Source organism: Halomonas halodenitrificans DSM 735 (assembly GCF_000620045.1).
Taxonomy (GTDB): domain Bacteria; phylum Pseudomonadota; class Gammaproteobacteria; order Pseudomonadales; family Halomonadaceae; genus Halomonas; species Halomonas halodenitrificans.
The window spans coordinates 10,722-23,239 of sequence record NZ_JHVH01000029.1; the positions used below are offsets into that span (position 1 = coordinate 10,722).

At 61.9% G+C, this 12,518-nt stretch carries 12 protein-coding genes; all 12 read left to right on the forward strand.

From position 1 onward, the window contains the following. The first annotated feature begins 50 nt into the window (after positions 1 to 50). The 12 genes from rpoC (at position 51) to rplV (ending at position 12,514) form a co-directional block, all read left to right on the forward strand. Complete coding sequence (rpoC, locus tag Q358_RS0112680; protein WP_027962345.1) at positions 51 to 4,268, forward strand: DNA-directed RNA polymerase subunit beta'; 4,218 nt, start codon at positions 51 to 53, stop codon at positions 4,266 to 4,268. A gap of 194 nt (positions 4,269 to 4,462) precedes the next feature. Beyond that, a complete protein-coding gene (gene rpsL / locus Q358_RS0112685; RefSeq protein WP_027962346.1) occupies positions 4,463 to 4,837 on the forward strand; it encodes a 30S ribosomal protein S12 in 375 nt (124 codons plus the stop codon). Positions 4,838 to 4,968: 131 nt separating this feature from the next. After that, positions 4,969 to 5,439 carry a 30S ribosomal protein S7 gene (gene rpsG / locus Q358_RS0112690; protein WP_027962347.1) on the forward strand — a complete coding sequence of 157 codons (471 nt, stop codon included), beginning with the start codon at positions 4,969 to 4,971 and terminating at the stop codon, positions 5,437 to 5,439. A gap of 45 nt (positions 5,440 to 5,484) precedes the next feature. Continuing rightward, positions 5,485 to 7,605 (forward strand): elongation factor G, encoded by a 2,121-nt coding sequence (fusA, locus tag Q358_RS0112695; protein ID WP_027962348.1) that lies wholly within the window; start codon positions 5,485 to 5,487, stop codon positions 7,603 to 7,605. Between the two features lie 29 nt (positions 7,606 to 7,634). After that, a complete protein-coding gene (gene tuf, locus Q358_RS0112700) occupies positions 7,635 to 8,828 on the forward strand; it encodes an elongation factor Tu (protein ID WP_027962349.1) in 1,194 nt (397 codons plus the stop codon). 164 nt (positions 8,829 to 8,992) lie between these two features. After that, on the forward strand, positions 8,993 to 9,304 hold the full coding sequence (gene rpsJ / locus Q358_RS0112705) for a 30S ribosomal protein S10 (RefSeq protein ID WP_021819602.1): 312 nt from the start codon (positions 8,993 to 8,995) through the stop codon (positions 9,302 to 9,304). Positions 9,305 to 9,455: 151 nt separating this feature from the next. Then, positions 9,456 to 10,094 carry a 50S ribosomal protein L3 gene (rplC, locus tag Q358_RS0112710; protein ID WP_027962350.1) on the forward strand — a complete coding sequence of 213 codons (639 nt, stop codon included), beginning with the start codon at positions 9,456 to 9,458 and terminating at the stop codon, positions 10,092 to 10,094. Between the two features lie 14 nt (positions 10,095 to 10,108). Further along, entirely contained in the window at positions 10,109 to 10,714 is a 606-nt protein-coding gene (rplD, locus tag Q358_RS0112715) for a 50S ribosomal protein L4 (RefSeq protein ID WP_027962351.1), read from the forward strand. Beyond that, positions 10,711 to 11,007 (forward strand): 50S ribosomal protein L23, encoded by a 297-nt coding sequence (rplW, locus tag Q358_RS0112720; RefSeq protein ID WP_027962352.1) that lies wholly within the window; start codon positions 10,711 to 10,713, stop codon positions 11,005 to 11,007. Before rplD ends, rplW begins: the two co-directional genes overlap by 4 nt. Positions 11,008 to 11,024: 17 nt before the next feature. Beyond that, positions 11,025 to 11,855, forward strand: a complete 831-nt coding sequence (rplB, locus tag Q358_RS0112725) for a 50S ribosomal protein L2 (protein ID WP_027962353.1) — start codon at positions 11,025 to 11,027, stop codon at positions 11,853 to 11,855. Between the two features lie 32 nt (positions 11,856 to 11,887). Further along, positions 11,888 to 12,163, forward strand: coding sequence for a 30S ribosomal protein S19 (rpsS, locus tag Q358_RS18270; protein WP_084286553.1), 276 nt, complete (start codon positions 11,888 to 11,890; stop codon positions 12,161 to 12,163). An 18-nt stretch (positions 12,164 to 12,181) separates the two neighbouring features. Further along, on the forward strand, positions 12,182 to 12,514 hold the full coding sequence (rplV, locus tag Q358_RS0112735) for a 50S ribosomal protein L22 (RefSeq protein WP_027962354.1): 333 nt from the start codon (positions 12,182 to 12,184) through the stop codon (positions 12,512 to 12,514). Positions 12,515 to 12,518: the final 4 nt, after the last annotated feature.

Here is a 12,518-nt window from a genome sequence, read left to right on the forward strand (position 1 = left end):
GGTGGCGATAGCGCCCCCGCCCTTGACAACTCCGCAGCGGAGCCGACCCCATGAAAGATTTGGTGAAAGTCCTCAAATCGCAGTCTCAGCCCGACGAGTTTGACGCGATCAAGATTACCCTGGCGTCTCCGGACATGATTCGCTCCTGGTCGTTCGGCGAGGTCAAGAAACCCGAGACCATCAACTACCGTACCTTCAAGCCGGAACGAGATGGCCTGTTCTGTGCCAAGATCTTCGGTCCGGTCAAGGATTACGAGTGCCTGTGCGGCAAGTACAAGCGCATGAAGCACCGTGGCATCATCTGCGAGAAGTGCGGCGTGGAGGTCACCAAGGCCGCCGTGCGCCGCGAGCGCATGGCGCATATCGAGCTGGCCAGCCCGGTTGCCCACATCTGGTTCCTCAAGTCGCTGCCGTCACGCATCGGCATGTTCCTGGACATGACCCTGCGGGATATCGAGCGCGTGCTGTACTTCGAGAGCTTCGTCGTCATCGATCCGGGCATGACCACCCTCGAACGCGGTCAGCTCCTCAACGACGAGCAGTACTTCGAGGCCCTCGAGGAGTTCGGTGATGACTTCGACGCCCGCATGGGTGCCGAGGCCGTCCAGGCGCTGCTCAAGGACATCGACATGCTGGAGGAGATCGAGCGCCTGCGCGAGGAGATCCCCCAGACCAACTCCGAGACCAAGATCAAGAAGCTCTCCAAGCGGCTCAAGCTGCTTGAGGCCTTCCACGGTTCCGGCAACGACCCGGCGTGGATGGTCATGGAGGTGTTGCCGGTACTCCCGCCGGACCTGCGTCCGCTGGTGCCGCTGGATGGCGGGCGCTTCGCGACCTCCGATCTCAACGATCTCTATCGTCGCGTGATCAACCGCAACAACCGCCTGAAGCGACTGCTCGACCTCAATGCGCCGGACATCATCGTGCGCAACGAGAAGCGCATGCTGCAGGAGGCGGTCGATGCACTGCTGGATAACGGCCGCCGTGGCCGGGCCATTACCGGCTCAAACAAGCGCCCGCTGAAGTCCCTGGCCGACATGATCAAGGGCAAGCAGGGGCGCTTTCGTCAGAACCTGCTGGGCAAGCGCGTCGACTACTCAGGCCGCTCGGTCATCACCGTGGGCCCGACCCTGCGCCTGCACCAGTGCGGCCTGCCCAAGAAGATGGCGCTGGAGCTGTTCAAGCCGTTCATCTACTCCAAGCTGCAGTCCCTCGGGCATGCCTCGACCATCAAGGCGGCCAAGAAGATGGTGGAGCGCGAGACGGCCGAGGTGTGGGACATCCTCGCCGATGTCATTCGCGAGCACCCGGTGCTGCTCAACCGCGCGCCGACCCTTCACCGTCTCGGCATCCAGGCCTTCGAGCCGCTGCTGATCGAGGGCAAGGCGATCCAGCTGCACCCGCTGGTGTGTGCCGCCTACAACGCCGACTTCGACGGTGACCAGATGGCGGTCCACGTGCCGCTGACCCTGGAAGCCCAGCTCGAAGCGCGCACGCTGATGATGGCCACCAACAACGTGCTGTCGCCGGCCAACGGTGAGCCGATCATCGTGCCGTCCCAGGACGTGGTGCTGGGTCTCTATTACATGACCCGGGAAAGGATCAACGACAAGGGCGAGGGCATGGTGTTCTCCGACCTCAATGAGGTGGAGCGTGCCTTCAGCACCCAGCATGTGGCGCTGCATGCCCGCATCAAGGTGCGTCTCGACGAGGTCCTCATCGACGAGGAGAGCGGCGAGAAGACCGAGCAGCGGGTGCTGCGCGACACCACCGTCGGGCGTGCGCTGCTGTTCCGGATCCTGCCGGAGGGCGTGCCCTTCGAGCTGGTCGACCAGCCGATGAAGAAGAAGGCGATCTCTGGCCTGCTCAATGAGGTCTATCGTCGTTCCGGCCTCAAGCCGACGGTCATCTTCGCCGACCAGTTGATGTACACCGGCTTCCGTCTGGCCACCTGGTCCGGCGCCTCCATCGGCGTCAACGACTTCGTCATTCCGGATGCCAAGGCCGAGATCGTCGAGGCCGCCGAGGAGGAGGTCAAGGAGATCGAGGACCAGTTCTCCTCGGGTCTCGTGACGGCGGGCGAGAAGTACAACAAGGTGATCGACATCTGGTCCAAGGCCAACGACAAGGTGGCCAAGGCGATGATGGTGGGGATCTCCAAGGAGACCGTGGTCAACCGCGAAGGCAAGGAAGTCGAACAGGACTCCTTCAACAGCGTGTTTATCATGGCCGACTCCGGTGCTCGGGGTAGTGCCGCCCAGATCCGTCAGCTGGCGGGCATGCGTGGCCTGATGGCCAAGCCGGATGGCTCGATCATCGAGACGCCGATCGTCGCCAACTTCCGTGAGGGCCTGAACGTACTCCAGTACTTCATCTCCACTCACGGGGCGCGTAAGGGCCTGGCGGATACTGCACTCAAGACCGCCAACTCCGGTTACCTGACCCGTCGTCTGGTCGACGTGGCCCAGGACATGGTGATCACCGAGACCGACTGCGGTACCGAGCAGGGCCTGACCCTGCATCCGGTCATCGAGGGTGGCGATATCATCGTGCCCCTGGCGCAGCGCGTGCTGGGTCGCGTGGTGGCTCAGGACGTCGTCGACCCCTCCAGCGACGAGATACTGATCCCGCGAGGCACCCTGCTCGACGAGAAGTGGTGCGCCGCCCTCGACACCATGGGTGTCGACGAGATCATCGTGCGCAGTGCCATCAGCTGCGAGACCGGCCATGGCGTCTGCTCGGCCTGCTACGGCCGCGACCTGGCGCGTGGTCATCAGGTCAACATCGGCGAGTCCGTCGGCGTCATCGCCGCTCAGTCGATCGGTGAGCCCGGCACGCAGCTGACCATGCGTACCTTCCACATCGGTGGTGCCGCATCCCGTGCCTCCGCCGTGGACAGCGTCCAGGTCAAGCATGGCGGCAAGGTTCGCCTGCATAACATCAAGTTCGTGGAGCGTGGTGACGGCAAACTGGTGGTGGTCTCACGCTCGAGCGCCCTGGCGGTTGCCGACGATCACGGTCGCGAGCGCGAATACTACAAGCTGCCCTACGGTGCCGAGCTGTCGGTGCGCGATGGCGACAGCGTCGATGCCGGCCAGGCGGTGGCCAAGTGGGATCCCCACACCCACCCGATCGTTGCCGAGGCCGAGGGTGCCGTGCAGTATGCCGACATGGACGAGGGCGTCACCATCCACCGCAGCGTGGACGAAATGACCGGCCTCTCTTCCATCGAGGTGATCGAGGCGGCGGCGCGTCCCATGGCCGGTCGCGACAAGCGTCCGATGATTCTGCTCAATGACGAGGCCGGCCAGCCGGTCACCGTCACCGGCTCCGATACCCCGGTGCAGTACCCGCTGCCCGGCAAGTCGATCGTCACCGCCGACAACGGCTCGAAGATCGGCGTGGGTGAAGTGGTCGCGCGCATCCCGGTAGAGGCGTCCGGTAACAAGGACATCACCGGTGGTCTGCCGCGTGTCGCCGACCTGTTCGAGGCACGCAAGCCCAAGGAGCCGTCGATCCTCGCCGAAACCAGTGGCGTGATCAGCTTCGGCAAGGAGACCAAGGGCAAGCGTCGCCTGACCATCACCCCCGAGAACGGCGATCCGTTCGAGACGCTGATTCCGAAATGGCGCCAGATCGCGGTCTTCGAGGGCGAGTCGGTCGAGAAGGGCGAGGTCATCTCGGACGGCCCCAGCAACCCACACGATATCCTGCGTCTGCTGGGCGTGGAGGAGCTGGCGAAGTACATTACCGCCGAGATCCAGGAGGTCTATCGTCTCCAGGGCGTGGGCATCAACGACAAGCACATCGAGGTGATCGTGCGTCAGATGCTGCGCAAGGTCGAGATCAGCGATGCCGGTGACTCCGACTTCATTCCCGGCGACCAGGCCGAACTGGTGCGGGTGCTCGAGCAGAATGAGCGTCTCGAGAAGGCCGACAAGTTCCCGGCCAAGTATCAGCACGTACTGCTCGGTATCACCAAGGCTAGCCTGGCTACCGAGTCGTTCATTTCCGCGGCCTCCTTCCAGGAGACCACGCGGGTGCTGACCGAGGCGGCGGTGACCGGCAAGCGCGACTATCTGCGTGGTCTGAAGGAGAACGTCGTCGTCGGCCGTCTGATTCCGGCCGGTACCGGCTTGACTCATCATGCGGAGCGTCGCCGCCGCCGGGGTGGTGAAGAAGAGGCTGCCGCGCCGTCGGCCCATGACGTCGAACAGGCGCTGGGCGCTCAGCTGACCGCGCTGGATTCGGATGACGAAGAGATCTGACACCATCGGGCCCAGGCCCGGCCGCGAGGCGGCCGGGCTTGACGGCCGGTAGCGTCAGCCAGTAGAATGCGCAGCCTTTAACAGTGGGGCGGGTGCGCCCGAACCCGCTGGTGAGGCAGCGTAGTACAGAAAACGTAGTACAGGAAAGCGAGCGGCTACCTCGCTTCCGACAAGGCAACCCATTGGAGCAATAGATGGCAACAATCAATCAGCTGGTGCGCAAGCCGCGCAAGCGCCCCGTCAGCAAGAGTGACGTGCCGGCGCTGCAGGCCTGCCCGCAGAGGCGTGGCGTTTGTACCCGCGTCTACACGACTACCCCCAAGAAGCCGAACTCCGCACTGCGTAAGGTGTGCCGTGTTCGCCTGACCAACGGTTTCGAGGTTTCCTCGTACATCGGCGGTGAGGGGCACAACCTCCAGGAACACTCCGTGGTGCTGATCCGCGGCGGTCGAGTCAAGGACCTTCCCGGTGTGCGCTATCACACCGTGCGCGGTGCCCTCGATACCTCCGGCGTGCAGAATCGTAAGCAGGGTCGTTCCAAGTACGGTGCCAAGCGTCCCAAGGCCTGATCGGTCGAGAGCGCGTTTTTACCACCCAATTGATATCGGTCTGATAAGAGTAAGGTCGGGCGTCGCGAGTTCGAGACGAGCATGCGGGAGTTCCGGGTTTACCTGAAGGACCCTTCAACAGAGGGCTTATCATGCCTAGAAGAAGAGTTGCGGCCAAGCGTGAGATCCTGCCGGATCCCAAGTTCGGAAGCGAGCGCCTGGCGAAGTTCATGAACCACCTGATGATCGGCGGCAAGAAGTCCGTAGCTGAGCGTATCGTCTATGGTGCGCTGGACAGGGTTGCCGAGCGTAGTAACGAAGAGCCGCTCGAGATCTTCGACAAGGCGCTGGAAAGCATTCAGCCCATGGTCGAGGTAAAGTCCCGCCGCGTTGGCGGTGCGACTTATCAGGTGCCGGTTGAAGTGCGTCCGTCTCGCCGTCAGGCGCTGGCCATGCGCTGGCTGGCCGATGCCGCGCGTCGTCGTGGTGAAAAGACCATGGTGCTGCGCCTCGCCGGCGAGATGCTGGACGCCGCCGAGAGCAAGGGTTCTGCGGTCAGGAAGCGTGAAGACGTACACCGCATGGCAGAAGCCAACAAGGCCTTCTCCCACTACCGGTTCTAAGAGCCGGGCTTCCAAACGCATCGCTAACCAACGGGGAGTTCCACCGTGGCTCGCAAAACTCCGCTTAAACGCTATCGCAATATCGGGATCGTCGCCCACGTCGATGCCGGCAAGACCACCACGACCGAGCGCGTGCTGTTCTATACCGGGATCAACCACAAGCTGGGCGAGACCCACGAAGGTGCCTCGACGACCGACTGGATGTCGCAGGAGCAGGAGCGTGGTATCACCATTACCTCTGCTGCCGTGACCACCTTCTGGAAGGGCATGAACCACCAGTTCGATGAGCATCGCGTCAATATCATCGACACCCCCGGGCACGTCGACTTCACTATCGAAGTCGAGCGCTCGCTGCGCGTGCTCGATGGCGCCGTGGTGGTGCTGTGTGGTTCGTCCGGCGTTCAGCCCCAGACCGAGACCGTCTGGCGCCAGGCCAACAAGTATGAAGTTCCGCGCATGGTGTTCGTCAACAAGATGGACCGCACCGGCGCCGACTTCTTCATGGTGGTCGACCAGCTCAAGGATCGTCTGGGCGCCAACGCCGTGCCGATCCAGATCAACTGGGGCACCGAGGAAGACTTCAAGGGTGTCATCGATCTGATCGAGATGAAGGCCATTCAGTGGAGCGAGAAAGATTTCGGTGCCACTTATGACCTGATCGACATCCCTGCCGAGCTCCAGGAGAGCGCGGAAAAGTACCGCGAAGAGATGGTCGAGGCCGCTGCCGAAGCTTCCGAAGAGCTGATGGACAAGTACCTGGAAGAGGGCGAGCTCACCACGGAAGAGATCAAGGCCGGCCTGCGCCGTCGTACCCTCGACAACGAGGTCGTACTGGTCACCTGTGGTTCCGCCTTCAAGAACAAGGGTGTGCAGGCCGTACTGGATGCCGTGATCGAGTACCTGCCGTCTCCCACCGAGGTCAAGGCGATCGAAGGTGAGCTGGACGACAAGGAAGGCACCCTCGAGACGCGTGAGGCTGACGACAAGGCACCCTTCGCTGCCCTGGCGTTCAAGATCGCGACCGACCCCTTCGTCGGCACCCTGACGTTCATCCGCGTCTACTCCGGCGTGCTGAAGTCGGGTGACAGCGTCTTCAACTCCGTTCGCGGCAAGAAGGAGCGCATCGGTCGTCTGGTGCAGATGCACGCCAACTCCCGCGAGGAGATCAAGGAAGTGCTGGCCGGCGACATCGCCGCCTGTATCGGCCTGAAGGACGTTACCACCGGTGACACCCTGTGCGATCTGACCGACAAGATCGTGCTGGAGCGCATGGAGTTCCCGGATCCGGTCATCTCCGTGGCCGTGGAGCCGAAGTCCAAGGCAGACCAGGAAAAGATGGGCGTGGCGCTGGGCAAGCTGGCCCAGGAAGACCCCTCCTTCCAGGTGCGTACCGATGAGGAGACTGGCCAGACCATCATCTCCGGCATGGGTGAGCTTCACCTCGACATCATCGTCGATCGCATGCGCCGCGAGTTCAAGGTCGAGGCCAATATCGGCAAGCCGCAGGTCGCCTACCGCGAGACCATTCGCGGGATGATTGAGCAGGAAGGCAAGTTCGTGCGTCAGTCCGGTGGTCGTGGTCAGTACGGTCACGTGCACCTGCGCATCGAGCCGCTTACCGCGGAAGACAAGGGTGAAGATGAAGAGTTGAGCTTCAAATTCGCCTCAGAGATCGTCGGCGGCGTGGTTCCCAAGGAATACGTGCCGGCCGTCGAGAAAGGGGCCTACGAGCAGCTGCAGAACGGCGTTGTCGCGGGCTACCCGATGATCGACGTCAAGGTTACGCTGTACGATGGTTCCTACCACGACGTGGACTCCAACGAGACCGCGTTCAAGGTTGCTTCTTCCATGGCAGTCAAGGAAGGTGCCAGGAAGGCCAAGGCGGTGCTGCTCGAGCCGGTGATGAAGGTCGAGGTCGTGACCCCCGAGGACTTCATGGGTGACGTCATGGGCGACCTGAACCGCCGTCGTGGCCTGGTGTCGGGCATGGATGACTCGCCGATGGGCAAGGTCATTCGCGCCACAGTTCCGTTGGCTGAGATGTTCGGTTACGCGACCGATCTGCGTTCTCAGACCCAGGGACGCGCAAGCTACGTCATGGAGTTTGCGGATTACGAAGAGGCGCCGTCCAGCGTCGTTGAAGCCGTCATCAACCAAAACGGTTAACCGTTAGCTAACGTAAAGAGGTTATAGCAGTGGCTAAGGAAAAATTTGAGCGTTCCAAACCGCACATCAACGTCGGTACCATCGGTCACGTCGACCACGGTAAGACTACTCTGACTGCGGCCCTGACTCGTGTTTCCGCCGAGGTGTTCGGTGGTGACTGGAGCGAGTTCGATGCCATCGATAACGCGCCGGAAGAGCGTGAGCGTGGTATCACCATCGCCACCTCTCACGTCGAGTATCAGTCCGAGACGCGCCACTATGCGCACGTCGACTGCCCGGGGCACGCCGACTACGTCAAGAACATGATCACCGGTGCCGCCCAGATGGACGGTGCTATCCTGGTCTGTTCCGCTGCCGACGGCCCCATGCCGCAGACTCGCGAGCACATCCTCCTGTCGCGTCAGGTGGGTGTTCCGTTCATCGTCGTGTTCCTGAACAAGGCCGACATGGTCGACGACGAAGAGCTGCTCGAGCTGGTCGAAATGGAAGTGCGTGAGCTCCTCGACGAGTACGACTTCCCGGGTGACGACACTCCGATCATCACCGGTTCTGCCCTGATGGCGCTGGAAGGCAAGGACGACAACGGCATGGGTACCACCGCCGTTGCCAACCTGATCAAGGCCCTGGACGACTACATCCCGGAGCCGGAGCGTGCCATCGATCAGCCGTTCCTGATGCCGATCGAGGACGTGTTCTCCATCTCCGGTCGCGGCACCGTGGTCACCGGTCGTGTCGAGCGCGGCATCGTCAAGGCCGGCGAAGAGGTCGAGATCGTCGGTATCAAGGACACCGTCAAGACTGTCGTCACCGGCGTCGAGATGTTCCGCAAGCTGCTCGACGAAGGTCGTGCCGGCGAGAACGTGGGCGCACTGCTGCGTGGCACCAAGCGTGACGACGTCGAGCGTGGTCAGGTTCTGGCCAAGCCGGGCACCATCACACCGCACACCAAGTTCGAGGCCGAGGTGTATGTGCTGTCCAAGGACGAGGGTGGTCGTCACACGCCGTTCTTCAAGGGCTATCGTCCGCAGTTCTACTTCCGTACCACCGACATCACCGGTACCTGTGAGCTGCCGGAAGGCGTCGAGATGGTCATGCCGGGCGACAACGTCAAGATGGTGGTCAGCCTGATCGCGCCGGTCGCCATGGATGACGGCCTGCGCTTCGCCATCCGCGAAGGCGGTCGTACCGTCGGCGCTGGCGTCGTGGCCAAGATCGTCGAGTAAGCATCGCGCTGCTTGAATGATCGAGAAGGGGCTCCGGGAGGGGCCCCTTTGCTGTACATCGTCAACGAGTGTTTGACTCTCGTTTGCGGTGTGCATATAATGCGCATCCTTTGAATGCGTGGGTTGACGGCTCGCGCCGTCAGAATCCATTGGAGTTAGGGCAAATGCAGAACCAGAAGATTCGCATTCGGTTGAAGGCCTTCGACCATCGCCTGATCGACCAGTCCGCTGCGGAGATTGTCGAAACCGCTAAGCGTACCGGCGCTCAGGTGCGTGGTCCGATTCCTCTGCCGACCAACCGCGAGCGCTATACCGTGCTGATCTCGCCGCACGTCAACAAGGACGCGCGTGACCAGTACGAGATTCGCACGCACAAGCGTGTGCTTGATATCGTCGAGCCGACGGAAAAGACCGTCGATGCCCTGATGAAACTCGACCTCGCCGCTGGCGTGGACGTGCAGATCAAGCTCGACTGATTTTTACACTAGACACCGCGGCCCAGCGCTTGGCAAGAAATGTTCGAGCAGCAGCCGCCGCGCCGTGAGGCGCCACACAACGTGCTAGTGGAATGCTCTGGAAAGAGCAGCCATAGCGGGTGATAGCCCCGTACACTATAGGAGACTGAGAATGACTATCGGTTTAGTCGGCAAGAAGGCCGGGATGACCCGTGTCTTCACCGAAGATGGCGCATCCGTGCCCGTAACCGTGATCGAGGTTGAGCCTAACCGCGTCACTCGCGTCAAGACCGTTGAAGGCGATGGCTATGCAGCGGTTCAGGTTACAACTGGCTCCCGCAAGGCCAAGCACCTGTCGAAGGCCCAGGCTGGGCAATTCGCCAAGGCAGGTATCGAGGCCGGTCGTTCGCTGATGGAGTTCCGCCTGACAGAAGGTGACGAGACTCCGGAAGTGGGCGGCGAACTCACCGTATCCCTCTTCGAAGCTGGTCAGTCGATCGACGTGACCGGTAGCTCCAAGGGCAAGGGCTTCCAGGGCGCCGTCAAGCGCTGGAACTTCCGTACCCAGGACAACAGCCACGGCAACTCTCTGGCCCACCGCGCCCCGGGTTCCATCGGCATGTGCCAAACTCCTGGCCGCGTGTTCAAGGGCAAGAAAATGGCCGGCCAGTTGGGCAACGTGCGTTGCACCGTCCAGAGTCTTGAAGTCGTCCGCGTCGATGCCGAGCGTAATCTGCTGCTGGTCAAGGGTGCCGTGCCCGGTGCCACCGGTGGTGACGTTATCGTGCGCAGCGCTGTGAAAGCTGGCTGAAGGGGAATCTACCGATGAATCTGAATCTTGCTGCCGGCGCCGGCACCGTCGATGTGTCCGACGCCACCTTTGGCAAAGAATTCAATGAAGCGCTCGTGCACCAGGTCGTCACCGCCTATCTGGCCGGTGGTCGTCAGGGTACCCGCGCTCAGAAGAACCGTTCCGACGTGCGTGGCGGCGGCAAGAAGCCGTGGCGTCAGAAGGGCACCGGCCGTGCCCGTGCCGGCACCATTCGCTCGCCGATCTGGCGTGCTGGCGGCGTGACCTTCGCGGCGCGTCCCCAGGACCATGGCCAGAAGGTCAACCGCAAGATGTATCGTGCGGCGATGCGTTCGATCCTTTCCGAGCTGGTTCGTCAGGATCGTCTGGTGGCCGTCGAAGAGATTGCCGTTGATGCCCCGAAGACCAAGCAGCTGGTCGCCAAGCTCGATGAGCTGGGCCTGGAGAAGGTGCTGATCGTTACCGAAGAGGTCGACGAGAAGCTTTACCTGGCCGCCCGCAACATCCCCAACGTGGATGTCATCGATGTGGCCGCCGCTGATCCGGTGAGCCTGGTCGCCTTCGACAAGGTGCTGGCTACCGTCTCCGCCCTGCGTAAATTCGAGGAGAAGCTGGCATGAACCAGGAACGTGTATTCAAGGTGCTGCTCGGCCCGCACGTGACCGAGAAGGCCGCCATGGCTGCAGAACGCAACCAGTACGTGTTCAAGGTAGCCGGCGACGCGACCAAGCCCGAGATCAAGAAAGCCGTTGAGGCTCTGTTCGGCAAGAAGGTCGACCGCGTACAGGCGCTGAACGTCAAGGGCAAGACCAAGCGCACCGCGCAGGGTCTGGGTCACCGCAAGGGGTATCGCAAGGCCTACGTTACGCTGGCCGCCGGCGAGACCCTTGAAGACTTCTCTGGCGCCGAATAAGGGCAGGAGTACGGATAATGGCAATCGTCAAGACTAAACCCACATCCGCCGGTCGTCGCCACCTGGTAAAGGTCGTGAACGCCGAGCTCTACAAGGGCGCGCCTTACGGGCCTCTGCTCGAGAAGCAGTCGCGCAACGGCGGACGTAACAATAACGGTCGTATCACTACCCGCCACGTGGGCGGTGGTCACCGTCAGCACTACCGGATCATCGACTTCAAGCGCACCAAGGATGGCGTTCCGGCCATCGTCGAGCGCCTCGAATATGATCCGAACCGTAGTGCCAACATTGCGCTGCTGAAGTATCTGGACGGCGAGCGTCGCTACATCATCGCCCCCAAGGGCGTGAGCGCCGGTGACCGTCTCGAGTCCGGCGTCAACGCGGCGATCAGGAAGGGTAACGCTCTTCCGCTGCGTAACATCCCGCTGGGTTCCACCGTGCACTGCATCGAGCTCAAGCCCGGCAAGGGCGCTCAGATCGCTCGCAGCGCCGGTACCAGCGCCCAGCTGGTCGCCCGTGATGGCAGCTACGCCACCCTGCGTCTGCGCTCCGGCGAGATGCGCAAGGTGCTGAGCGAGTGCCGTGCGACCCTGGGGGAAGTGGGCAACTCAGAGCACAGCCTGCGTCAGCTTGGCAAGGCCGGTGTGAAGCGCTGGAAAGGTGTGCGTCCGACCGTTCGCGGCGTGGCCATGAACCCGGTGGATCACCCACATGGTGGCGGTGAAGGCCGTTCCAGTGGTGGTCGTCATCCGGTGACGCCTTGGGGTGTTCCCACCAAGGGCCACAAGACCCGCAAGAACAAGCGCACCGACAAGCTGATCGTTCGTCGCCGTAAGGCTCGGAACTGATTCAAACGCCAAGACTTTAAGAGGTAACGGCTGTGCCACGTTCACTGAAGAAAGGTCCCTTTATTGACCTTCATCTGTTGAAGAAGGTTGAGGCTGCAGTGGAGAAGAGCGACCGCAAACCGATCAAGACCTGGTCGCGTCGCTCCATGATCCTGCCCAACATGGTTGGACTCACCATTGCTGTCCATAACGGTCGCCAACATGTCCCGGTGCATGTATCCGAGGAAATGGTTGGCCACAAGCTGGGCGAATTCGCTGCTACCCGCCTCTATCGCGGTCATGCGGCGGACAAGAAAGCCAAACGGTAAGCCAGAGAGGATTGAGAGATGGAAGTCACAGCTAAGCTGCGTGGCGCTCGTTTATCCGCCCAGAAGGCCCGTTTGGTGGCTGACCAGGTGCGCGATAAGCCGGTCGCCGAGGCGCTGGACCTGCTGACCTTCTCACCGAAGAAGGCTGCCAAGCTGGTCAAGAAAGTGCTGCAGTCCGCCATCGCGAATGCGGAAGAAAATAACGGCATGGATATCGACGAGCTGCGTGTCTCGACCATCTGCGTCGATGAGGGCATGACGCTCAAGCGTATCAAGCCGCGTGCCAAGGGGCGTGCGGATCGTATCTTGAAGCGCACCTGCCACATCACCGTCAAGGTAGCCGAGAAGTAGGAGT